At 39.6% G+C, this 25,609-nt stretch carries 18 protein-coding genes; 16 read left to right on the plus strand and 2 right to left on the minus strand.

The window, feature by feature from the left end; genetic code table 11:
• The first annotated feature begins 132 nt into the window (after positions 1 to 132).
• The 7 genes from yycF to ADG81_RS03915 all read left to right on the plus strand — a co-directional run bounded on the left by yycF (position 133) and on the right by ADG81_RS03915 (position 8,795).
• Positions 133 to 840 (plus strand): response regulator YycF, encoded by a 708-nt coding sequence (yycF, locus tag ADG81_RS03885; RefSeq protein WP_000722072.1) that lies wholly within the window; start codon positions 133 to 135, stop codon positions 838 to 840.
• On the plus strand, positions 833 to 2,182 hold the full coding sequence (gene vicK / locus ADG81_RS03890; protein WP_049550951.1) for a cell wall metabolism sensor histidine kinase VicK: 1,350 nt from the start codon (positions 833 to 835) through the stop codon (positions 2,180 to 2,182). The genes yycF and vicK overlap by 8 nt, the downstream gene beginning before the upstream one ends.
• A gap of 1 nt (position 2,183) precedes the next feature.
• Positions 2,184 to 2,993 (plus strand): MBL fold metallo-hydrolase, encoded by an 810-nt coding sequence (locus tag ADG81_RS03895; RefSeq protein ID WP_000004961.1) that lies wholly within the window; start codon positions 2,184 to 2,186, stop codon positions 2,991 to 2,993.
• 90 nt (positions 2,994 to 3,083) lie between these two features.
• Positions 3,084 to 3,326 (plus strand): type II toxin-antitoxin system RelB family antitoxin, encoded by a 243-nt coding sequence (relB, locus tag ADG81_RS03900; RefSeq protein WP_000208079.1) that lies wholly within the window; start codon positions 3,084 to 3,086, stop codon positions 3,324 to 3,326.
• 1 nt (position 3,327) lies between these two features.
• A complete protein-coding gene (locus ADG81_RS03905; protein ID WP_004239453.1) occupies positions 3,328 to 3,582 on the plus strand; it encodes a type II toxin-antitoxin system RelE family toxin in 255 nt (84 codons plus the stop codon).
• A gap of 75 nt (positions 3,583 to 3,657) precedes the next feature.
• Complete coding sequence (locus ADG81_RS03910) at positions 3,658 to 5,544, plus strand: Eco57I restriction-modification methylase domain-containing protein (protein WP_049550952.1); 1,887 nt, start codon at positions 3,658 to 3,660, stop codon at positions 5,542 to 5,544.
• Positions 5,541 to 8,795, plus strand: a complete 3,255-nt coding sequence (locus tag ADG81_RS03915) for a DEAD/DEAH box helicase family protein (RefSeq protein WP_049550953.1) — start codon at positions 5,541 to 5,543, stop codon at positions 8,793 to 8,795. Before ADG81_RS03910 ends, ADG81_RS03915 begins: the two co-directional genes overlap by 4 nt.
• 32 nt (positions 8,796 to 8,827) lie before the next feature.
• On the opposite strand, the gene ADG81_RS03920 is transcribed toward ADG81_RS03915, so the two are convergent.
• On the minus strand, positions 8,828 to 9,175 hold the full coding sequence (locus ADG81_RS03920) for a thiol reductase thioredoxin (protein WP_049550954.1): 348 nt from the start codon (positions 9,173 to 9,175) through the stop codon (positions 8,828 to 8,830).
• Positions 9,176 to 9,286: 111 nt separating this feature from the next.
• Positions 9,287 to 11,005 (minus strand): phospho-sugar mutase, encoded by a 1,719-nt coding sequence (locus ADG81_RS03925; RefSeq protein ID WP_049550955.1) that lies wholly within the window; start codon positions 11,003 to 11,005, stop codon positions 9,287 to 9,289.
• Positions 11,006 to 11,158: 153 nt separating this feature from the next.
• Here ADG81_RS03925 and ADG81_RS03930 point away from each other — a divergent pair, with 153 nt between their 5' ends.
• From ADG81_RS03930 to glgA, 9 genes are all read left to right on the plus strand, one after another.
• Positions 11,159 to 13,060 (plus strand): ABC-F family ATP-binding cassette domain-containing protein, encoded by a 1,902-nt coding sequence (locus ADG81_RS03930; RefSeq protein ID WP_049550956.1) that lies wholly within the window; start codon positions 11,159 to 11,161, stop codon positions 13,058 to 13,060.
• 2 nt (positions 13,061 to 13,062) lie between these two features.
• Entirely contained in the window at positions 13,063 to 13,926 is an 864-nt protein-coding gene (locus ADG81_RS03935; protein ID WP_049550957.1) for an XRE/MutR family transcriptional regulator, read from the plus strand.
• 79 nt (positions 13,927 to 14,005) lie between these two features.
• Entirely contained in the window at positions 14,006 to 15,184 is a 1,179-nt protein-coding gene (locus ADG81_RS03940) for an MFS transporter (RefSeq protein ID WP_049550958.1), read from the plus strand.
• Between the two features lie 92 nt (positions 15,185 to 15,276).
• Positions 15,277 to 17,235 carry an NAD-dependent DNA ligase LigA gene (gene ligA, locus ADG81_RS03945; RefSeq protein ID WP_049550959.1) on the plus strand — a complete coding sequence of 653 codons (1,959 nt, stop codon included), beginning with the start codon at positions 15,277 to 15,279 and terminating at the stop codon, positions 17,233 to 17,235.
• A 118-nt stretch (positions 17,236 to 17,353) separates the two neighbouring features.
• Complete coding sequence (gene pulA, locus ADG81_RS03950) at positions 17,354 to 19,633, plus strand: type I pullulanase (protein WP_049550960.1); 2,280 nt, start codon at positions 17,354 to 17,356, stop codon at positions 19,631 to 19,633.
• A 313-nt stretch (positions 19,634 to 19,946) separates the two neighbouring features.
• The gene (glgB, locus tag ADG81_RS03955; RefSeq protein WP_049550961.1) at positions 19,947 to 21,875 is read left to right on the plus strand and encodes a 1,4-alpha-glucan branching protein GlgB; all 1,929 of its coding nucleotides are present in this window, start codon (positions 19,947 to 19,949) and stop codon (positions 21,873 to 21,875) included.
• Entirely contained in the window at positions 21,865 to 23,007 is a 1,143-nt protein-coding gene (locus ADG81_RS03960; protein WP_049550962.1) for a glucose-1-phosphate adenylyltransferase, read from the plus strand. The genes glgB and ADG81_RS03960 overlap by 11 nt, the downstream gene beginning before the upstream one ends.
• Complete coding sequence (gene glgD / locus ADG81_RS03965) at positions 22,997 to 24,136, plus strand: glucose-1-phosphate adenylyltransferase subunit GlgD (protein ID WP_049550963.1); 1,140 nt, start codon at positions 22,997 to 22,999, stop codon at positions 24,134 to 24,136. The genes ADG81_RS03960 and glgD overlap by 11 nt, the downstream gene beginning before the upstream one ends.
• Positions 24,133 to 25,566, plus strand: a complete 1,434-nt coding sequence (gene glgA, locus ADG81_RS03970; RefSeq protein WP_049550964.1) for a glycogen synthase GlgA — start codon at positions 24,133 to 24,135, stop codon at positions 25,564 to 25,566. Before glgD ends, glgA begins: the two co-directional genes overlap by 4 nt.
• Positions 25,567 to 25,609 lie beyond the last annotated feature (43 nt).

Below are 25,609 nucleotides of genomic sequence, written 5' to 3' on the forward strand. Positions count from 1 at the left end.
GAGTACGGCAAGGCGACGTTGACGCGGTTTGAATTTGATTTTCGAAGAGTATTAGACAGTAGCAAAGACTAGCTATTGTGTCTTCTTTTTATTTTTTTGATATAATATAATAGTAGAGAAAAAGGTGAACAAATGAAAAAAATATTAATTGTAGATGATGAGAAACCAATCTCGGATATTATCAAGTTTAATATGACCAAGGAAGGTTACGAGGTTGTAACTGCTTTTAACGGTCGTGAAGCGCTAGAGCAATTTGAAGCAGAGCAACCAGATATTATTATTCTGGATTTGATGCTTCCCGAAATTGATGGCTTAGAAGTTGCTAAGACTATTCGCAAGACTAGTAGTGTGCCTATTATCATGCTTTCAGCTAAGGATAGCGAATTTGATAAGGTTATCGGTTTAGAGCTTGGTGCAGATGACTATGTAACCAAACCCTTCTCAAATCGTGAGTTGCAGGCGCGTGTCAAAGCCCTTCTTCGTCGCACGGACTTGGTTTCTGTAGATAATCAAGAATCAGATGAAAAGAAAACCCAACCCTTGCAAATTGGGGACTTGGAGATTGTGCCAGATGCTTATGTAGCTAAAAAATACGGTGAAGAATTAGACTTAACCCACCGTGAATTTGAGCTCTTGTACCACTTGGCTTCTCATATTGGTCAAGTGATTACGCGTGAACACTTGCTTGAAACTGTCTGGGGTTATGATTATTTCGGAGATGTTCGAACAGTTGACGTAACCATCAGACGTTTGCGTGAGAAGATTGAAGACACACCGAGTCGTCCAGAGTATATCTTAACACGTCGCGGTGTTGGTTATTATATGAGAAATAATGATTGAATTGATTAGAAAAAATATTCTTACTAGTGATTTTATCTTCATTTTAATTTTATTGGGTTTTATCTTGATTGTTACCTTGCTTTTGCTAGAAAATCGGCGAGATAATATTCGGTTGAAGCAAATCAATCAAAAGGTAAAAGACTTGATTGCAGGAGATTATTCTCAGGTATTGGATATGCAGGGAAGCTCTGAAATCACTAATATTACCAATAATCTCAATGATTTATCAGAAGTAATCCGTTTGACCCAAGAAAATCTGGAACAAGAGAGTAAACGATTGCACAGTATCCTCTCATACATGACAGACGGAGTCCTTGCGACCAATCGTCGTGGCAAGATTACTATGATTAATGACATGGCTAAGAAACAGCTAGGTGTTCAGAAAGAAGAGGTTCTCAATAAAAGTATTCTAGAATTGCTTAAGATTGAAGATGAGTATGAACTTCGTGATTTGATTACCCAAGTTCCTGAGCTTATGATTGATTCTCAGGATGCCAATGGTGAGTATTTGAGCCTTCGTGTACGTTTTGCCTTGGTCCGTCGTGAGTCTGGCTTTATCTCAGGTTTGGTTGCTGTTTTGCATGATACGACGGAGCAGGAGAAGGAAGAACGGGAACGGAGACTCTTTGTTTCTAATGTTAGTCATGAGTTACGAACTCCTTTGACTAGCGTAAAATCCTATCTTGAAGCTTTGGATGAGGGGGCCTTGTCAGAACCTGTCGCGCCAGACTTTATTAAGGTGTCTCTAGATGAAACCAACCGTATGATGAGGATGGTGACGGATCTCCTCCATCTTTCACGTATTGATAATGCAACCAGTCACCTAGATGTGGAATTGATCAATTTCACTGCCTTTATTACCTTTATCCTCAACCGTTTTGATCAGATAAGAGGGCAGGACGAAGAGAAGAAATACGAACTGGTGAGAGATTACCCCATTACCTCAGTTTGGATAGAGATTGATACAGATAAGATGACACAGGTGATTGATAATATTCTTAACAATGCAATCAAGTATTCTCCAGATGGTGGGAAAATCACAGTGACCATGAAGACAACTGATGATCAGATGATTTTATCCATTTCAGACCAAGGATTGGGGATACCAAAGCAAGATTTACCACGTATCTTTGACCGTTTTTATCGTGTGGATCGTGCTAGAAGTCGTGCCCAAGGTGGTACTGGTTTAGGACTAGCTATTGCTAAAGAGATTATCAAACAACATGATGGCTTTATTTGGGCCAAGAGTGAATACGGTAAGGGTTCAACCTTTACCATTGTACTCCCTTATGATAAGGATGCAGTAAAAGAAGAAGTATGGGAGGATGAAGTAGAAGACTAGAATGAGTGAAACAGGCTTTAAATACAGTATTTTAGCGTCGGGTTCCAGTGGAAATTCCTTTTATCTGGAAACTCCAAAAAAGAAGCTTTTAGTGGATGCAGGCTTGTCTGGTAAAAAGATTACCAGCCTACTTGCTGAAATTAATCGCAAGCCAGAAGACTTGGATGCCATCTTGATTACTCATGAGCATTCTGACCATATCCATGGAGTAGGAGTTTTGGCTCGCAAGTATGGTATGGATCTTTACGCCAATGAAAAGACTTGGCAGGCTATGGAAAATAGCAAGTATCTTGGGAAGGTGGATTCTTCGCAAAAGCATATCTTTGAAATGGGCAAAACCAAAACCTTTGGAGATATCGACATTGAGAGTTTTGGTGTTAGCCATGATGCGGTCGCACCGCAGTTCTATCGCTTTATGAAGGATGATAAGAGTTTTGTCCTTTTGACAGATACAGGTTATGTTAGTGACCGTATGGCAGGAATTGTCGAGAATGCAGATGGCTATCTTATCGAGTCAAACCATGATGTAGAGATTTTGCGAGCAGGTTCCTATGCTTGGCGACTCAAACAACGAATCCTATCTGATCTGGGTCACCTTTCTAACGAGGACGGTGCTGAAGCTATGATTCGTACCTTGGGAAACCGCACTAAGAAAATCTACCTTGGGCATTTATCTAAGGAGAACAATATTAAGGAACTGGCTCATATGACCATGGTCAATCAGCTGGCGCAAGCTGATCTGGGAGTCGGAGTAGACTTTAAGGTTTATGATACCTCACCAGATACCGCAACACCATTAACAGATATATAGAAAGAACGCTAAGAAGGTGTTCTTTTTATATTGACTGAACACCTAAAAAGTAATACAATGGTGTTACTATTAAAAAAGGGAGTGCAAAAGATGACTACTATTACATTAAAAGTTTCTGAAGCTGATAAAACATTTATGAAAGCAATGGCTAAGTTTGAAGGAGTTTCCCTGTCGGAACTTATCCGCACCAAAACTCTTGAAGCTCTAGAAGATGAATACGATGCTCGTGTGGCAGATTTAGCCTATCAAGAGTATTTAGAAGACTTGGAAAAAGGAGTTGAACCCATTACTTGGGAAGAAATGATGCATGATTTAGGCTTGGAGGATGAATAATTTGTATAAATTAGTTCCAACAAGACGTTTCATCAAGCAATTGAAAAAATTGGATCGTTATACGCAGAAGATAATTACAAACTATTTACAAACCAATGTTTTGGAAGACCCGAGACGACACGGAAAGGCTTTGGTTGGTAATCGCGTTGGTCAATGGCGCTATAGAATTGGTAATTATCGAGTTATCGTACAAATTGTAGATGATGAATTAGTCATTGCTACTTTAGAAGTTGGTCATCGGAGAGATATTTATTGAATTACTTTTTTCCAAGTAAATTTTCATTCTTTAAAACATGATATAATAGGGATTACAATATAAGAGAGGTTGCTTATGACAATAGATATTAGTGAAGAAAGTTTATCTAAAGAATCGGCTGACTTATTAAAAATTCTTTTAAAAGATCGAACGACAAAGAAAAACATAGTTTGGGCGACGCATTCTTATAACTTGTTAGGAAAAGGCTTTAGTCCTAGTGATAGTATTAGTCCAAGTAAGGTTACTGGAAACTATGCTAACTTGATTCAGCCCAGATCTGAAAAATCCAAGTATGAGCAAAAAGATCGTACAAAAATAAGGGCAGAAGTGTTTACACCAACTTGGTTGGTCTCAAAGCAAAATGGATATGTAGAATCGGAACTAGGTTCTTTAAGTCTTGAGGAGTATGTTGACCTAAGGTGGTTGGAGATAACTTGTGGTGAAGCACCTTATATGGTAACTCGCTATGATACAGTGACTGGTGAGGAAATTCCATTATCTGAGCGAGTTGGTTTTGTTGATAGAAAATTGCAGCGCATTAGTCGTGAGGTCTCAGATGAAGTCACCTTTTATGAACTTGTAAAAAAAGCTTATCGAGCTTCTTATGGTTATGAGTATCAAGGAGATTCTCTGCTTTTGGCGCGTGAAAATCTTTTAACAACATTTGAGGACTACTATCTTGCAAAGACTGGAAATCAACCGACCTTAGAGCAAAAGAAAGAAATTGCGACTATTATATCCTACAATGTCTTTCAGATGGATGGATTGAAAAAAAACAGTCCCTACTCAGCTACACAAGGACAATCTCAACAGTTAAGCTTGTTTCCCGATGAGCTGGAAGTAGAACAAGCAGAAGAATCTAAAACCCAAATCAAAGACTGGAAAAAGAATAAAATGATAGGTTTTGAGCGCCTATCTAGTGAGGAAAGTGAAATGAAATTTGATGTCGTGATAGGAAATCCGCCGTATCAGGATAATACATTAGGAGAAAATATTTCATTTGCTCCTCCTGTTTATCATAATTTTCTTGATGAATCGGTTAAAATAGCTGATAGAAGCATTTTAATAACTCCCGGAAGATTTTTGTTTAATGCTGGTGGAACTCCAAAAAGTTGGAATAACAAAATTTTAACAAATGAACACGTTAAAGTTGAATATTATGAACAAGACTCGTCAAAGGTTTTTTCAGGTACAGATATAAAAGGTGGAGTTGCAATCATTTATCAAGATAATAATAGTTTATTTGAACCAATTGATACCTTTACTCCATTTAAAGAATTAAATGAGATCTTACATCTAGTGATGTCAAAAAATTTAGATTCTTTCACTAAGATTGTTAGTGGTAGAGGAGTATATAAATTATCAAAAAGAGCTTTAGAAGAATATCCAGAAATTGAAAAAATACAATCTAAAGGACATAAATATGATGTAGGGTCAGGTGCTTTTAGAATTTTAAAGAATATCATCTTCTCTGAAGAAAAGAAATTTGATAGTCAGATTTCTTTTTTAGGGTTGTATAATTCAAAACGTGTATATTATTATGCAGATGAAAAAAATTTTGCATTACCTGACCACTTTTATAAATATAAAGTTTTTATTCCAAAATCAAATGGAAGTGGGGCAATAGGTGAAGTATTATCTACACCCCTAATCGGGGAACCCCTAATCGGGGCTACAGAGACATTTCTTTCTATTGGTGGTTTTGAAACTTATACAGAGGCTTCTAATTGTTTAAAATACATCAAAACAAAGTTTGCAAGAGCATTGTTGGGAGTATTAAAAATTACACAGGACAACACTAAAGAAAAGTGGGCAAAAGTACCTTTATTTAATTTTTCGGTCAATTCTGATATTGACTGGTCACAGTCGGTATCAGACATTGACCGACAGTTATATGAATATTTTGACCTCACTCCAGAGCACATTGCCTTTATTGAGACTCATGTAAGGGAGATGGATTGATGGTAGAAATTAAAACTTCTAAAGAGATTCATCCTAAAATCTATGCCTACACCACTCCTACGGTAACTAGTAATGAGGGCTGGATTAAGATTGGTTATACGGAGCGTGATGTCACACAACGTATCAAGGAGCAAACGCATACTGCTCATATAGATACAGACATATTGTGGACTGGAGATGCGACCTATACAGAAGAACCTGATAAGGGAAAGACTTTTAAGGACCATGATTTCCACCATTTCCTTTCTTTCCATGATGTGGAACGTCGTCCCAAGACGGAATGGTTTTACTTTAATGGAACTCCTGAGAAATCAAAAAATCTTTTTGATAAGTTTGTTCAGCATGATTTGTCAGGTTATCAGCCTGGTCAAGGAAAGGACTATACTCTTCGACAAGAGCAAGAAGAAGCAGTTTCTAAGACCTTAGCTTATTTCCAGAATCATCCAGGAGGGAAGTTCCTCTGGAATGCCAAACCACGCTTTGGTAAAACCTTATCTACCTACGACCTAGCTCGACGAATGGATGCTGCCAATGTTCTGATTGTAACAAACAGACCGGCCATTGCCAACTCATGGTATGATGATTTTGAAAAATTCATAGCAGGTCAAACGACTTACAAGTTTGTTTCTGAATCGGATAGCCTTAAAAGTCGTCCAACCTTGTCACGAAAAGAATTTGTTGGTATTTTAGATGACGATGTAAGACAACTTGCTTTTATCAGTCTCCAAGACTTGAAAGGCTCTGCTTATCTAGGTGGAGAGCATAACAAACTTAAATGGGTTACAGATCTCCACTGGGATTTATTGGTTATTGATGAGGCTCATGAAGGAGTTGATACCTTTAAGACAGACCAAGCTTTTAATAAAATTCGACGGAATTTCACTCTGCATTTGTCAGGTACACCATTTAAGGCATTGGCCAAAGGAGATTTTACAGAGGATCAAATCTACAACTGGTCTTATGCTGATGAGCAGGCAGCCAAAACGAATTGGTCGCCTGAGCAAGAAGAGGAAAATCCATATGAGAGCTTGCCTCAATTAAATCTCTTTACCTATCAAATGTCTCAGATGATTGGTGAGGAGTTAGAAAAAGGGGCTCAACTTGATGGAGAGAATATCGACTATGCTTTTGACTTGAGTGAATTTTTCGCTACAGATGATAAAGGGAAATTTATCCATGAGCAAGATGTTAGAAATTGGCTAAATACTCTATCAAGCAATGAAAAATATCCATTTTCAACCAAAGAACTTCGAAATGAGCTAAAGCATACTTTTTGGCTTTTAGAACGTGTAGCATCAGCTAAGGCTTTAAAAGCACTACTAGAAGAACACCCCATCTACGAAAACTATGAGATTGTTCTAGCTGCTGGAGATGGACGTATGTCCGAAGAAGACGATAAAGTCAAACTCAAATCCTTAGATTTGGTTAGAAAAGCGATAGCTGATAATGATAAAACTATTACCCTATCCGTCGGTCAATTGACGACAGGTGTCACTATCCCTGAGTGGACAGGTGTATTGATGTTATCGAACATGAAATCACCTGCACTTTATATGCAGGCCGCTTTCCGTGCTCAAAATCCATACTCATGGAGTGATAAGAAAGGAAATCACTTCCGCAAAGAAAGAGCCTATGTATTTGACTTTGCGCCAGAAAGAACCCTGATTCTCTTTGATGAGTTTGCGAATAACTTATCACTTGCAACTGCAGGAGGTGGAGGAACTTCAGCAACTCGCGAAGAAAACATTAGAGAATTACTAAATTTCTTCTCTGTCATAGCTGAGGATCGTGCTGGTAAGATGGTTGAGATTGATGCTAAGGCAGTTCTGACTATACCGCGTCAGATAAAAGCTAGGGAAGTCCTCAAACGAGGATTTATGTCCAATCTCCTTTTTGATAATATCAGTGGTATTTTCCAAGCTAGTCAAACAGTTCTAGACATTTTAAATGAACTCCCAGTTGAAAAGGAAGGGAAGTTACAAACATCTTCTGAACTATTAGACTTTTCAGATGTTACAGTAGATGATGAGGGCAATGCAGTAGTTGACCATGAAATTGTAGTTAATCAGCAAATGCGACTTTTTGGTGAAAAAGTCTATGGACTTAGTCAATCTGTGACAGATTTGTTCACTAAGGATGAGGACAGAACTCAAAAACAGCTGGTTAATGATTTGAGTAAGACGGTTTCTTCAGTGATTGTAGAAGATTTGAAAGGTGAATACAACCTTAAAACTCGGGAAACAGATCAAATTAAGAAGCAAATTACAGCAACATTTGAGAATGAAATTCGAAAAAACGATATCGAAAGAAAAATTTCTGAAGCTCATATCAGGGAAGAATTGCAACAACAAATCAAGGAAGCAGTTGATAAGGAGCAAAAGGATAAGATTCAAGAAGATTTTGATAAACGTTTAGAAGAAAACAATCTTATTCACAAGGAAAAACTAGAGCAAACACTTAAAAAAGAAGTGGAAAAAATGCCTGAGAAGTTTATTGAACAGGTTGAGATAAAACGTGTTGAGCAGTTGAAACAATCAGCTCAAGATGAGATTCGTGACCATCTTCGTGGATTTGCAAGAACCATCCCAAGCTTTATTATGGCTTATGGTGATCAAACTCTAACACTTGATAATTTTGATACCTTTGTTCCTGAGCATGTTTTCTTTGAAGTGACTGGTATTACGATTGATCAATTTCGTTATTTGAGAGATGGTGGACAAGATTTTGCAGGACATCTCTTTGATCGAGCAACATTTGATGAAGCAATCCAAGAATTTCTTCGTAAGAAAGAGGAATTAGCAGATTATTTTAAAGATCAGAAAGAAGATATTTTTGATTATATTCCACCGCAGAAAACGAACCAGATTTTCACTCCTAAACGAGTGGTGAAGAGAATGGTGGATGACCTTGAAAAAGAAAATCCAGGTATCTTTGATGATCCATCTAAGACATTTATTGATTTGTACATGAAATCAGGCCTCTATATTGCAGAATTGGTTAAGCGACTATATAATAGCAATGGTTTAAAAGATGCATTTCCAAATCCTGAAGAACGCTTAAAACATATCCTAGAAAACCAAGTTTATGGATTTGCACCATCTGAGATTATCTATAACATCTCGACTAATTTTATCTTTGGAAATCTCTCACAAGACATTAGTAGAAAGAACTTTGTTTTAGAAGATACCATTCCTGCCGCTAAAGAAGGAAGGATTCAGGAGTTGGTTGATTCCTATTTTGAAAATAATTAAAAAGAAGGCGAGTGCCTTCTTTTTTATATCTTTTACAATCCTGCAAATTCTTTGATTTCTTGTGCTGACATTGAAGAGTCGCAACGGACATTGATTTGTCCATCCGTAATGTGAACAAATCCTGGTACAGTTGGAATTCCATAGCGTGAGCGGAATTCTTGTAACTCATTGAGTTGACTTGGTTCTTCACTGTTGATGAAGTAGATGTGAGTTTTAGTTTCAGCTACGACACCTGCTAAGGTACCAGCAAATTTACGGCAGTAAGGGCAAGTTTTGCGACCGATAAAGAAAGTTGCAGTTTCTTTTTTATCAAGAGCTTCTTGCGCACGCGCAACTGTAGTGACTTCAAGGTCTTTGATATTATCTAAAAATTGTTCCATGAGATTACCTCGCTTTCATTGATAAGTCTAGTATGCCATAAAGTTTCTAAAATTGCTTAGATTTGATACGAAAAAAAGATGAGATTGGTTGGTCTCATCTTTTATAGGACTTTATTTTACAAAAGCATTGATTTCTGCTTCGATGTTAGCAATCTTAGCTTGTGATTTTTCGTTAGTTTCTCCTACAACTGCAATGTAGAACTTGATTTTTGGTTCTGTACCTGAAGGGCGAACGGCAATCCATGAACCGTCAGCAAGTGTGTATTTCAACACATCACTTGGAGGAGTTGTCAAGTTTGTAACAGTACCATCAGCAGCAGTAGCTGTTTGAGCTTTGAAGTCTTCTACGACAGTGATAGCTGTTGTGTTCCATTCTTTTGGAGCATTGTTACGGAATTTAGCCATAATCGCTTTGATTTGTTCAGCACCATCGACACCTGAAAGGGTAACAGAGATAGTCTTTTCTGCGTAGTAGCCATATTCTTTATAGATTTCTTCGATACCGTCAGCAAGGGTTAAACCACGTGAACGGTAGTAGGCAGCAAGTTCAGCAACGACTAGAACGGCTTGGATAGCGTCTTTATCACGTACGAATGGTTTAATCAAGTAACCGAAGCTTTCTTCAAATCCCATCATGTAAGTGTGATTGTGTTGTTCTTCGAATTCTTGGATTTTCTCAGCGATAAATTTGAAACCTGTCAAAACGTTGAACATAGTTGCGCCGTAGCTTTCAGCAATCTTCGTTACCAAGTCAGTTGATACGATAGATTTACATAGGGCTGCATTTTCTGGAAGAGTTCCAGCATTTTTGTGGGCTTCCAAGATGTATTTAGCCATGATAGCACCGATTTGGTTACCTGAAAGGTTGAGGTAGCTACCATCTTTTTGAAGAACTTCAACACCAACACGGTCAGCATCAGGGTCAGTTGCCACAAGAACATCTGCACCAACTTGACGACCAAGTTCTTCAGCAAGGGCAAAGGCTGCTTGGCTTTCTGGGTTTGGAGATTTTACAGTTGAGAAGTCTGGGTCAGCAGTTGCTTGCGCTTCAACGACTTGAACAGAGTCAAATCCTGCTTGGGCAAGAGCACGACGAGCCAACATTTCACCAGTACCATGAAGTGGTGTGTAGACAATCTTCATGTCTTTACCAAATTCTTCAATCAAGGCTGGGTTGATGTTTACGTCCTTAACCTCTTTAAGATATTCTACGTCAACAGCTTCGCCGATAACTTCAATCAAGCCAGAAGCTTTTTCAGCTTCCACATCAGCAACTTCAACTGCAAATGGGTTTTCGATTGCACGGATATATGTAGTCAAAGCGTCCGCGTCGTGTGGAGGCATTTGTCCACCGTCTTCACCGTAAACCTTGTAACCGTTAAATGGTGCAGGGTTGTGACTGGCTGTGACCATGATACCCGCGAAACAGTTGAGGTGACGAACTGCAAATGAGAGTTCTGGAGTTGGACGAAGGCTTTCAAATACATAAGATTTGATACCATGTTTAGCAAGAACTGCTGCAGATTCAAAGGCAAACTCAGGTGAGAAGTGACGGCTATCGTAGGCAATTGCCACACCACGTTCTTTTTCGTTTCCACCTTTTGACTCGATCAAACGAGCCAATCCTTCAGTAGCTTGGCGAACAACGTAGATGTTGATGCGGTTTGTACCAGCGCCAATCAAGCCACGCATACCTGCAGTACCAAATTCAAGATTTGTATAGAAGGCATCTTCCTTTGTTTTTTCGTCCATATTTTCCAAATCTTGACGAAGGTAGTCAGGAAGCTCCGCAAAATCAACCCATTTCTGGTAATTTTCTTGGTAAGACATTAAAATTCTCCTTTTTGTAAATTGTTTTAACCGTTCACATTATAGCACTTTTTAGCGTTTTAGTAAAACGGTAGCATAATTTTCAGAAAAGTGGTATCATCTGCCGGCTTATCAAGTCTTGAATGGCTTAGGGAAACATGCTATACTGTTTGTATGATTATTTTACAAGCTAATAAAATTGAACGTTCTTTTGCAGGAGAGGTTCTTTTTGATAATATCAACCTGCAGGTTGATGAACGAGATCGGATTGCTCTTGTTGGGAAAAATGGTGCAGGGAAGTCTACTCTTTTGAAGATTTTGGTTGGAGAAGAGGAGCCAACTAGCGGAGAAATCAATAAGAAAAAAGATATTTCTCTGTCTTACCTAGCTCAAGATAGCCGTTTTGAGTCTGAAAATACCATCTACGATGAGATGCTTCATGTCTTTGATGACTTGCGTCGTACGGAGAAACAACTTCGTCAGATGGAGCTAGAGATGGGAGAAAAGTCTGGTGCTGATTTGGATAAACTGATGTCAGATTACGACCGCTTATCTGAGAATTTTCGCCAAGCAGGTGGCTTTACCTATGAAGCTGATATACGAGCGATTTTAAATGGATTTAAGTTTGACGAGTCTATGTGGCAGATGAAAATTGCCGAGCTTTCGGGTGGTCAAAATACTCGTCTGGCACTGGCTAAAATGCTCCTTGAAAAGCCCAATCTCTTGGTCTTGGACGAGCCAACCAACCACTTGGATATTGAAACCATTGCCTGGCTAGAGAATTACTTGGTAAACTATAGCGGCGCCCTTATTATTGTCAGCCACGACCGTTACTTCTTAGACAAGGTTGCGACAATTACGCTGGATTTGACCAAGCATTCCTTGGATCGTTATGTGGGCAATTACTCTCGTTTTGTTGAATTAAAGGAGCAGAAGCTAGCTACTGAAGAAAAAAACTATGAAAAGCAACAAAAGGAAATCGCTGCTCTGGAAGACTTTGTCAATCGCAATCTAGTTCGAGCTTCAACGACTAAACGTGCCCAATCCCGTCGTAAACAACTAGAAAAAATGGAGCGTTTGGACAAGCCAGAAGCTGGTAAGAAATCAGCCAATATGACCTTCCAGTCTGAGAAAACGTCGGGCAATGTTGTCCTGACTGTTGAAAATGCAGCTATTGGCTATGATGGGGAAATATTGTCAGAGCCTATCAACTTAGACCTTCGTAAGATGAATGCTGTCGCTATCGTCGGTCCAAATGGAATCGGCAAGTCAACCTTTATCAAGTCTATTGTGGACCAGATTCCTTTTATCAAAGGTGAAAAGCGCTTTGGTGCCAATGTTGAGGTTGGTTACTATGATCAGACGCAAAGCAAGCTGACAGCAAGTAATACTGTGCTTGATGAACTCTGGAATGATTTTAAACTGACACCAGAAGTTGAAATCCGTAACCGTCTTGGTGCCTTCCTTTTCTCAGGAGATGATGTTAAAAAATCAGTCGGCATGCTGTCAGGTGGAGAAAAAGCTCGTTTGCTTTTAGCTAAATTGTCCATGGAAAACAACAACTTCTTGATCCTTGACGAGCCAACCAACCACTTGGATATTGATAGCAAGGAAGTGCTAGAAAATGCCTTGATTGACTTTGATGGCACCTTGCTTTTTGTCAGCCATGACCGTTACTTTATCAATCGTGTGGCAACTCATGTTTTGGAATTGTCTGAGAATGGTTCGACTCTTTACCTGGGAGATTACGACTACTATGTTGATAAAAAGGCTGAAATGGAAATTAATCAGATGGAGGAAGCTTCAACTAGCAATCAAGTAAAAGAAGCAAGCCCAGTCAATGATTATCAAGCTCAGAAAGAAAGTCAAAAAGAAGTTCGTAAGCTCATGCGACAAATCGAAAATCTAGAAGCTGAAATCGAAGAGTTAGAAATTCAAAGCCAAGCTATTTCTGAACAAATGTTGGAAACAAACGATGCAGGTAAACTCATGGAATTGCAGGCTGAACTGGACAAAATCAGCCATCGTCAGGAAGAAGCTATGCTTGAGTGGGAAGAATTATCAGAGCAGGTGTAAAGATGGAACATCTTGGAAAAGTATTTCGTGAATTTCGGACAAGTGGAAATTATTCCTTAAAGGAGGCGGCAGGAGAGTCTTGCTCTACCTCTCAGTTATCTCGCTTTGAGCTTGGGGAGTCTGACCTAGCAGTCTCACGTTTCTTTGAGATTTTGGATAACATTCATGTGACCATTGAAAATTTCATGGACAAGGCTAGGGATTTTCAAAATCATGAACATGTTGCTATGATGGCACAGATTATCCCACTTTACTACTCAAATGATATTGCAGGTTTTCAAAAGCTTCAAAGAGAACAACTTGAAAAGGCTAAGAGTTCGACGAATCCCCTTTATTTTGAGCTGAACTGGATTTTGTTGCAAGGTCTGATTTGTCAAAGAGATTCGAGTTATCATATGGAGCAGGATGATTTGGATAAGGTAGCAGATTATCTCTTCAAAACAGAAGAATGGACCATGTATGAGTTGATTCTTTTCGGTAACCTCTATAGTTTCTACGATGTGGACTATGTCACTCGGATTGGTAGAGAAGTTATGGAGAGGGAGGAATTTTACCAAGAGATTGGTCGCCATAAGAGATTAGTGTTGATTTTGGCCCTCAATTGTTACCAGCATTGTTTAGAGCATCTTTCTTTTGACAATGCAAGCTATTTTGAGACTTATACAGAGAAGATTATTGGTAAAGGTATTAAGCTTTATGAGCGTAATATTTTCCATTACCTAAAAGGCTTTGCCTTATACCAAAAAGGACAGTGTACAGAAGGCTGTAAGCAGATGCAAGAGGCCATGCATATTTTTGACGTGCTAGGTCTTCCAGAGCAAGTAGCCTACTATCAGGAACACTACGAAAAATTTGTCAAAGATTAATTTTCCCAAATAAGGGAAAAATGAAAAAGCTCCTTTCGGTTTTGATACAATAGTTTCAAAATTTGAGAGGAGTTTTTATATGAATCGCTATGCAGTACAGTTGATTAGCCGTGGAGCTGTTAACAAGATAGGGAATATGCTCTATGATTATGGAAATAGTGTCTGGTTGGCTTCCATGGGGACTATCGGACAGACAGTTTTAGGAATGTATCAGATTTCTGAACTCGTCACATCTATTCTCGTCAACCCCTTTGGCGGAGTCATTTCAGACCGTTTTTCTCGTCGTAAGATTTTAATGACGACGGACCTTGTTTGTGGTATTCTTTGTCTAGCTATTTCTTTTATAAGGAATGACAACTGGATGATTGGGGCTTTGATTGTTGCTAATATTGTGCAGGCTATTGCTTTTGCCTTTTCTAGACCTGCAAATAAGGCCGTTATCACAGAATTGGTAGAGAAGGATGAGCTGGTCCTCTACAATTCTCGTTTGGAGTTGGTCTTGCAAGTTGTCAGTGTGAGTTCTCCTGCACTCTCTTTTCTGGTCTTACAATTCGCAAGTCTTCGCATTACCTTGGTATTAGATGCCCTTAGTTTTTTTCTCGCTTTTGGTTTGGTAGCTTTTCTCCCTAAAAAAGAGACTCAGGAACAAGAGAAAAAGACTTTCAGCTGGAAAGCCATTTTTGCTGATATGAAAGATGGACTTGGCTATATTTGGCGCCAGAAAGAAATCTTTTTCCTTTTGTTAGTAGCTTCCAGTGTTAATTTCTTTTTTGCCGCTTTTGAATTTCTCCTCCCCTTTTCAAATAGGCTTTACGGAGTAGAAGGAGCTTACGCAAGTATTTTGACTATGGGGGCTATTGGTTCCATCATTGGGGCTCTTCTAGCTAGTAAAATTAAAGCTAATGTTTATAATCTTTTGATTTTACTGGCTTTGACAGGTGTCGGAGTTCTTATGATGGGATTACCACTTCCAAATTTGCTTTCCTTTTCTGGAAATTTAGTTTGTGAATTGTTTATGACAATTTTTAATATTCACTTTTTTACTCAGGTGCAAACCAAGGTTGAGGGGGAATATTTGGGGAGAGTATTAAGCACAATTTTTACCTTAGCCATTCTATTTATGCCTATTGCCAAAGGTTTTATGACAGTGCTACCAAGTGTACATCTCTTTTCTTTCTTGATAATTGGAAGCGGGGTTATCATCCTGTCTTGTCTATCCCTCGTGTATGTGCGAACTCATTTTGAAAAAGAGACATAAGTTTGCTTGTACTTCAAAAATAATTCCAATCTGAGTGTTTTTTCCGCCCTTCTCGTTTGTGAGGAGGGCTTACTTTGTGGTAAAATGGTTTTATGAATAAAAGAATGAATGAGTTAGTCGCCTTGCTTAATCGCTATGCGACTGAGTACTATACCAGCGACAATCCGTCGGTTTCAGACAGTGAGTATGACTGCCTTTATCGAGAGTTGGTTGAGTTAGAAACTGCCTATCCAGATCAAGTGTTAGCAGACAGTCCGACCCATCGTGTTGGTGGCAAGGTTTTAGATGGTTTTGAAAAATACAGTCATCAGTATCCTCTTTATAGTTTGCAGGATGCTTTTTCACGTGAGGAGCTTGAAGCTTTTGATGCGCGTGTTCGTAAGGAAGTGGCCCATCCAACCTATATTTGTGAGCTGAAAATCGATGGTTTGTCTATCTCGCTGACTTATGAAAAGGGGATTTTGCTTGCTGGGGCAACACGTGGAGATGGTTCTGTTGGGGAAAATATCACGGAAAACCTCAAGCGTGTTAAGGACATTCCTTTGACTTTGCCAGAAGAACTAGATATCACAGTTCGTGGGGAGTGTTACATGCCACGTGCTTCTTTTGATCAGGTCAACCAAGCTCGCCAAGAAAATGGAGAGCCTGAATTTGCCAATCCTCGTAATGCAGCAGCAGGCACACTACGTCAGCTGGACACAGCAGTAGTAGCTAAGCGCAATCTTGCTACCTTTCTCTATCAAGAAGCCAGCCCTTCAACTCGTGATAGCCAAGAAAGGGTTTTGAAGCACCTAGAACAGCTTGGTTTTGTGGTCAATCCTAAGCGAATCTTGGCTGAAAACATAGATGAAATCTGGGATTTTATTCAAGAAGTAGGACAGGAACGGGACAATCTGCCTTACGATATTGATGGAGTAGTAATCAAGGTCAACGACCTCGCAAACCAAGAAGAACTAGGCTTTACTGTTAAGGCTCCAAAGTGGGCTGTAGCCTACAAATTTCCAGCTGAAGAAAAAGAAGCCCAACTCCTGTCGGTTGACTGGACAGTAGGCCGTACAGGTGTTGTGACTCCAACTGCAAATTTAACCCCTGTTCAGCTTGCTGGTACAACTGTTAGCCGTGCGACTCTGCACAATGTGGATTATATTGCTGAAAAAGATATTCGTAAGGACGACACGGTCATTGTCTATAAGGCTGGGGACATCATCCCTGCTGTTTTACGTGTAGTAGAGTCAAAACGAATTTCTGAAGAGAAACTAGATATTCCAACAAACTGCCCAAGTTGTGACTCTGGCTTGTTGCATTTCGAAGATGAAGTGGCCCTGCGTTGTATCAATCCGCGTTGTCCTGCCCAAATCATGGAAGGTTTGATTCACTTTGCCTCTCGTGATGCCATGAATATTACAGGGCTTGGTCCATCTATTGTTGAGAAGCTATTTGCTGCTAATCTGGTTAAGGATGTGGCGGATATTTACCGTTTGAAAGAAGAAGATTTCCTCCTTTTAGAAGGTGTTAAGGAAAAGTCTGCTTCTAAACTGTATCAAGCCATCCAAGCATCTAAGGAAAATTCTGCTGAAAAACTCTTGTTTGGTTTGGGGATTCGTCATGTCGGAAGTAAGGCCAGTCAGCTCTTACTCCAACATTTCCATTCAATCGAAAATCTGGCTCAGGCAGATCCAGAGGAAGTGGCTAGTATTGAAAGTCTAGGTGGTGTGATTGCCAAGAGTCTTCAGACTTATTTTGCGACAGAAGGCTCTGAAATTCTCCTAAGAGAATTGAAAGAAGCTGGGGTCAATCTGGACTATAAAGGTCAGACTGTAGTAGCAGATGCAGCCTTGTCAGGTTTGACCGTTGTATTGACAGGAAAATTGGAACGTCTCAAGCGCTCAGAAGCTAAAAGCAAACTCGAAAGTCTGGGTGCCAAGGTGACAGGCAGCGTTTCTAAAAAGACCGACCTCGTCGTGGCTGGTGCAGATGCTGGAAGCAAAATGCAAAAAGCACAAGAGCTTGGTATCGAGGTTCGAGACGAAGCTTGGCTAGAAAGTTTGTAATGATCGTTTAAAAGCAGAGTTTAGATAAGAGGACTATGTTTGTTAATCGGAACAAAATCGGTCTAGAACTTATTAGTCAAATAGAAATAAATTAAGAAATATAAAGGAAAAATAAAAAATGTTTAACTACCCTATGCGCATTCATTACCATCGTAAGAATGGAGAATACGATACTTGCTCTTTTGTAAAAAGTCAGGACCAGCGAATTGATTTGCTGACCTACAAAGAAGATTATTTTGGTGCCTTATTTAGTTTTGAACACCCAAGTGCTTATGCCCTAGAAAGCTTGAATTTTGTGGTTCATACAGGTCAAACCAGTAAGGAATATGCTATCCGTTTTAATCACTATCCTCTTTTAACAGAGGTCTGGATTTTGGAAGGGGATGATAGGATTTATTATTCTGAAAATCCTGCTATTGCAAGTCCTTTCTATAAAAATCAAAATCCTTTTGCCTTTGATAAGGCTATTAACAGTGCCAGTTTTGACCATCATTGGGGTTACCAAGGGGAATTGGGGTGCCATGTAGAGGATAATCAAGCTCATTTTGCTCTCTGGGCTCCAACAGCGACAGAAGTGCAGGTTGTCGTTTATGAATCAGCCGCTAATGATGCTCCTGTTTGGAAGACATTTGAGATGGAGAGAGGCAATAGCTATTCCTATAATCATAAGGACAATACAATCGGTGTCTGGAGTTTGGATGTTGAGGAAGATTTGACTGGAAAAACTTATCAGTATCAGGTCCAATTCCCTCACCACCAAACACTGACACGCGATCCTTATACCATCGCGACCAGTCCTGATGGCAAACGTTCAGCTATTCTGAGTCATGAAGAGAAGCAAGTTGCAAACTTCGAGGTTAAGCATGGTTCTGATGCTACTTGGCGCTTGGCAAATCCATGTAAGGCAGTTATTTGTGAAATGCACATTCGTGATTTGACCAAATCACCGACCTCGGGTGTAGATGAACATCTTAGAGGAACTTTCTTGGGTGCTGCTCAGACTGGAACGGTTAACCAGTACGGTCAGTCAACTGCTTTTGATTACATCAAGAAGATAGGCTACAATTATGTTCAATTGCAACCAATTGCAGACCGTCATAAAGAATATGATGAGGACGGGAAAGTAACCTATAACTGGGGGTATGATCCACAAAACTATAACGCACCAGAGACGAGCCTTTCTACTAATCCAAATGATCCAGCTCAGGTTATTCGCGATTTGAAGACCATGGTTCAAGCTTACCACGATGCGGGAATTGGTGTTATTATGGATGTGGTCTATAACCATACCTTCTCAGTTGTTGATGCACCTTTCCAAACAACAGTCCCTGATTACTATTATCGTATGAATCCAGACGGTACCTTCCAGAATGGAACGGGTGTTGGAAATGAAACTGCCAGCGAACATGAAATGTTCCGCAAGTATATGATTGATTCTCTTCTATACTGGGTGCAGGAATACAATATTGACGGCTTCCGTTTTGACTTAATGGGGATTCATGATGTCAAGACCATGCAGATGATTCGTCAGAGCTTGGATGAAATCGACCCTAACATTATCCTTTATGGAGAAGGATGGGATATGGGAACAGGTCTTGCGCCTTATGATAAGGCCAAGAAAGACAATGCCTACCAGATGCCAAATATTGGTTTCTTTAATGACAATCAGCGTGATGCTGTAAAAGGTGGAGAAGTTTATGGTGCTATCAAGTCAGGTTTTGTTAGTGGTGCTGCGACAGAGCCAATTCTAGCCAAAGCAATCCTAGGAAGTCGTGAATTAGGAACCTATACACATCCAAATCAAGTGCTTAACTATGTAGAGGCCCATGACAATTACAATCTTCACGATTTGTTGGCAACCCTACATCCAGACCAAAGTTCAGAGCAAATCATGCGCAAGGTTGAGACAGCCACAGCTATGAACCTACTCATGCAAGGGATGGCCTTTATGGAAATCGGTCAAGAATTTGGTCGTACCAAACTGGTTGCGACTGGTGAAAATGGTGAACTGACCCATGATGATAGAGAACGTGCTATGAATAGCTATAATGCTCCAGACAGTGTGAACCAAGTGAACTGGGACTTGATTAATGAGCGTCAAGATAGTATTGCATTTATCCGTCAGATGATTCGATTGAAGACAGAAAGCAGTGCCTTTTCTTACCCAACTTATGATGAAATTTACCATCATGTTTTTGTTCATTCAGCAAATGAACATAGTGGTTTGATTGTCTATGAGATTCAAGGGGAAGACCATTTACTGGTTGTATTTAATGCTAAAGGGCAAGACTTCCAGTTTGAAAATGCTGGAAATCTAGAACTATTAGTGACCAATAGCCATTTAAGTGATAAAGACATGGTTGGTGGCGTCAGTGCCAGCGTCTTTAAAGTTTTGTAGAATAGATTTACAATTTAAATTCATTTATGGTGCTTTATCTGTTAATAAAATCAGGAGATTCGTTTCCTGATTTATTTTTTTACTTAAAATTATATTTTTGTTAGCTAAATAACGAACTTTATGATAGTATTATAAAAAAACAATTCGTTTTCAAAGCGTTTCTGAAAATTTCTTGATTTACAAGTGAACACATCAGTGAATTTGTTGAAGACTTTCAAAAGATTTTTTTGCAAATTCCGTAATTTACTTGAATCTTCCCTAAAAAGGTAGTATAATAAATCTATAGAAAACGCTTACAGAAATAGGAGGGTGTATGGATAAGAATAATGCTTTAAAAACCTTTATGACAGGTGAAAATTTTCACCTCCAGCACTATCTGGGAGCTCATAGGGAAGAAAAAAATGGAGAGTATGGCTATACTTTTCGTGTGTGGGCGCCTAATGCTCAGGCTGTTCACTTGGTAGGGGATTTCACCAATTGGGTTGAACATCAAATTCCGATGGAACGGAATGAATTTGGAGTCTGGGAAGTCTTTACCAGTCTTGCTCAAGAAGGCCAAATTTATAAGTACCATATCACACGTTCAAATGGTCATCAGCTGATGAAGATTGACCCTTTGGCTGTACGATATGAGGCACGACCTGGGACTGGTGCTATTTTAACAGATATTCCAGAAAAGAAATGGAAGGACGGTCTCTGGCTAGCTCGTAGAAAACGTTTGAGCTTTGAAGAGCGTCCTGTCAATATTTACGAGGCTCATGCTGGCTCTTGGAAGAGGAATCCTGATGGCAGCCCCTATAGTTTTGCTCAATTGAAAGATGAACTCATTCCTTACTTGGTTGAGATGAATTATACTCACATTGAGTTTATGCCCCTGATGTCTCACCCACTAGGTTTGAGTTGGGGCTATCAGCTTATGGGTTACTTTGCTTTAGAGCATGCCTATGGTCGTCCTGAAGAGTTTCAAGATTTTGTTGAGGAATGTCACTTAAACAATATAGGCGTTATCGTAGACTGGGTACCTGGTCACTTTACTATTAATGATGATGCCTTGGCTTATTATGATGGAACACCGACTTTTGAATACCAAGACCATAATAAGGCTCATAACTACGGTTGGGGAGCTCTCAATTTTGACCTTGGAAAGAATGAAGTCCAGTCTTTCTTGATTTCTAGTATTAAGTTTTGGATTGACTTTTACCATTTGGACGGTATTCGCGTGGATGCAGTTAGCAACATGCTCTATCTTGACTACGATGATGCTCCATGGACACCTAATAAAGATGGTGGCAATCTCAACTATGAAGGATATTATTTCCTTCAACGCTTGAATAATGTGATTAAACTAGTTCATCCAGACGTGATGATGATAGCTGAGGAAAGTTCATCAGCTACTCAGATTACTGACACTAAGGATTCAGATGGTCTAGGATTTGACTACAAATGGAATATGGGTTGGATGAATGACATCCTCCGATTCTACGAAGAAGATCCGATTTATCGTAAATATGACTTTAACCTAGTGACTTTCAGCTTTATGTATGTCTTCAAGGAGAACTATCTCTTACCATTCTCACACGATGAAGTGGTTCATGGCAAGAAGAGTATGATGCACAAGATGTGGGGAGATCGTTATAATCAATTCGCAGGCTTGCGTAATCTCTACACTTACCAAATTTGTCACCCTGGTAAGAAATTGCTTTTCATGGGTAGCGAATACGGCCAATTCCTAGAATGGAAATCTGAAGAACAGTTGGAATGGTCTAACCTAGAAGACCCAATGAATGTGAAGATGAAGTATTTTACATCTCAGCTAAACAAGTTCTACAAAGACCACCGCTGTCTGTGGGAAATTGATAACAGCTATGATGGTATTGAAATCATCGATGCGGATAATAGAGACCAGAGTGTTCTTTCCTTCATCCGTAAGGGTAAGAAGGATGATATGTTAGTCTGTATCTTTAACATGGCACCTGTTGAACGAAAAGATTTTACAATCGGACTTCCTGTTGCAGGGATTTACGAAGAGGTCTGGAATACTGAGTTAGAAGAGTGGGGAGGCGTTTGGAAAGAACATAATCAAACTGTGCAAACGCAAGAAGGGCTATGGAAAGATTATGAGCAGACCTTGACCTTTACCCTACCGGCTATGGGAGCAAGTGTTTGGAAAATCAAACGTCGCTTGAAACCTACTAAAACCGTCACAAGTAAAAACCAAAAAGGAGTAGAAAATGAAGAATGAAATGTTAGCTTTGATTCTTGCTGGTGGGCAAGGAACTCGTCTCGGTAAACTCACTCAAAGCATTGCAAAACCAGCTGTGCAATTTGGTGGGCTCTACCGTATCATTGACTTTGCTCTTTCAAACTGTGCCAACTCAGGCATCAACAATGTTGGAGTCATTACCCAGTACCAACCACTTGCTCTCAACAACCATATCGGGAATGGTTCAAGCTGGGGACTAGATGGTATCAATTCTGGTGTCTCTATTCTTCAACCTTATTCTGCAAGTGAAGGAAATCGTTGGTTTGAGGGGACTAGCCACGCTATTTACCAAAATATCGACTATATCGACAGTGTCAACCCTGAGTATGTCTTGATTCTATCTGGGGACCACATCTATAAAATGGACTATGATGATATGCTCCAGTCTCACAAAGATAATAATGCTAGTTTGACAGTCGCAGTTCTTGATGTTCCTCTTAAAGAAGCTAGCCGTTTTGGTATCATGAACACAGATGCCAATAACCGCATTGTTGAATTTGAAGAAAAACCAGCTCAACCTAAATCGACCAAAGCTTCTATGGGGATCTATATCTTTGATTGGCAACGTCTCCGCAATATGCTTGTTGCTGCTGAAAAGAGCAATGTCGATATGTCAGACTTTGGTAAGAATGTCATTCCAAATTACCTTGAGTCAGGTGAAAGTGTCTATGCCTATGAATTTAATGGTTACTGGAAAGACGTTGGTACGATTGAATCGCTTTGGGAAGCTAACATGGAATATATTTCACCAGAAAATGCCTTGGATAGCCGTAACCGTCAATGGAAGATTTACTCAAGAAACTTAATTTCACCACCAAACTTCCTCGGGGCAAATGCTCACGTGGAAGATTCCTTGGTTGTTGATGGCTGTTTCGTAGATGGAACTGTTAAACATTCTATCCTCTCAACAGGTGCGCAAGTTCGCGAAGGGGCAGAAGTAGTAGATTCAGTTATCATGAGTGGTGCAATTGTTGGTCAGGGAGCTAAAATCAAACGTGCCATTATTGGTGAAGGCGCAGTTATTTCTGATGGTGTCGAAATTGATGGAACAGAAGAAGTACAAGTTGTAGGATATGATGAAGTAGTGGGGGTAGCAACAGATGAAGATTGATAAATATTCTGCCATTTTAGGAAACACAGTTGGTTTTCATGATATGTCAACATTGACCGACCACCGTCCAGTAGCTAGTTTGCCATTTGGTGGTAAATATCGTTTGATTGACTTCCCGCTTTCAAGTCTTGCTAATGCTGGTGTCCGTAGTATTTTTGGTATTTTCCAACAAGACAATATCAGTTCAGTCTTTGACCATATCCGTTCTGGTCGTGAGTGGGGATTGTCAACTCTTCTTAGCCACTACTATCTAGGTATTTACAATACCCGTGTGGAAAGTAGTACAGTTGGAAAAGAATACTACCAACAGCTTCTTACTTATTTGAAACGTTCCGGCTCAAACCAAACAGTGTCACTTAACTGTGATGTTTTGATTAATATTGATCTGAACCAAGTATTCCACCTACACACTACAACAAAAGGTCCAATCACTGTAGTTTATAAAAAACTACCTAAAAAAGATATTTCAGAAGTAAATGCAATCTTAGAAGTGGATGAAACAGACCATGTCCGTTCTCATAAACTCTTTGATAGTAAATCATCAGATGAAGTTTACAATATGTCCACAGATATCTTTGTCGTCGATACACCTTGGTTGATTGAACGCTTAGAAGAAGAAGCTAAGAAAGAACATCCAGAGAAATTGCGTTATGTTTTACGGGATTTGGCGGTAAAAGAAGGGGCTTTTGCCTACGAGTACACAGGTTATCTGGCAAATATTCATTCTGTAGAGTCTTATTACAAAGCTAATAAAGATATGCTTGAATCTCAAAAATTCTACTCTCTCTTCTCACCAAATCAAAAGATTTATACAAAGGTCAAAAACGAAGAACCAACTTATTATGCTAATACATCTAAGGTAAGCACTTCTCAGTTTGCCTCTGGTAGTATCATTGAAGGTCAAGTGGCTAATTCTGTTTTATCACGTAATATTCATGTCCATAAGGATAGCTTGGTTAAAGATAGCATCTTATTCCCTCGTGTTGTTATTGGAGAAGGTGCTCAGGTAGAATATGCTATCTTGGACAAGGGTGTTGAAGTTGCGGATGGAGTTGTGATCCGTGGAACTGCAGAACATCCAGTCGTCGTTAAGAAAGGTGCTAAAGTAACAGAGGATATTCATTCATGAAAATTTTATTTGTAGCAGCTGAGGGTGCGCCCTTTTCAAAAACAGGTGGTTTGGGAGACGTCATTGGCGCTCTTCCTAAATCACTGGTAAAAGCGGGCCATGAAGTTGCAGTAATTTTACCCTACTATGACATGGTAGAGGCTAAATTTGGAAATCAGATTGAAGATGTTCTTCATTTTGAGGTGAGTGTTGGTTGGCGCAGACAGTATTGTGGGATTAAGAAAACAGTCTTAAACGGTGTGACCTTCTACTTTATTGACAACCAATATTATTTCTTCCGTGGTCATGTTTACGGCGATTTTGATGACGGAGAACGCTTTGCTTTCTTCCAACTAGCTGCCATTGAGGCTTTGGAAAGGATTGACTTTATTCCTGATCTTCTCCATGCTCATGACTACCATACAGCTATGATTCCTTTCTTGTTGAAGGAAAAATACCGTTGGATTCAAGCCTATGAGGGCATTAAAACTGTTTTAACCATTCATAATTTGGAATTCCAAGGACAATTTTCAGAAGGAATGTTATGGGATTTGTTTGGAGTTGGCTTTGAGCGTTATGCTGATGGTACCCTTCGCTGGAATAACTGTCTGAACTGGATGAAGGCTGGTATTCTCTATGCGGATCGTGTTTCAACCGTTTCGCCTAGCTATGCTCATGAAATTATGACTAGTCAGTTTGGATGTAACTTGGATCAGATTCTTCGAATGGAGTCTGGTAAGGTCTCTGGTATCGTAAATGGGATTGATGCTGACCTTTATAATCCTCAGACGGATGCCCTTTTAGACTATCATTTTAATCAGGAAGATTTGTCTGGGAAGGCCCAGAATAAGGCAAAATTGCAAGAAAGAGTTGGCTTACCCGTTAGGACTGATGTTCTACTGGTGGGAATTGTTTCTCGTTTGACACGTCAAAAAGGTTTTGATGTGGTGGTGGAAAGTTTGCACCATATCTTGCAAAATGATATTCAGATTGTTCTTTTGGGAACTGGAGATCCAGCCTTTGAAGGAGCTTTCTCATGGTTTGCTCAAATCTACCCAGACAAGCTATCAGCAAATATCACTTTTGATGTCAAACTAGCTCAAGAAATCTACGCTGCTTGTGACCTCTTCCTTATGCCAAGTCGTTTTGAACCATGTGGTTTGTCTCAAATGATGGCTATGCGTTACGGAACCTTGCCATTGGTCCATGAAGTTGGTGGGTTGCGAGATACCGTTAAAGCCTTTAATCCAATTGAAGGAAGCGGTACTGGCTTTAGCTTTGACAATCTATCTCCTTACTGGTTGAATTGGACTTTCCAAACAGCTTTGGACTTGTATAGAAACCATCCTGATGTTTGGAGAAGTCTACAAAAACAAGCTATGGAGTGTGATTTCTCATGGGATACAGCCTGCAAGTCATACCTTGACTTGTACCATAGTTTAGTTAATTAATAGATAAAATCGTATGATGATTTCATACGATTTTTGGGCTATT

The organism is Streptococcus pseudopneumoniae (genome assembly GCF_001070815.1).
GTDB lineage: Bacteria > Bacillota > Bacilli > Lactobacillales > Streptococcaceae > Streptococcus > Streptococcus pseudopneumoniae_P.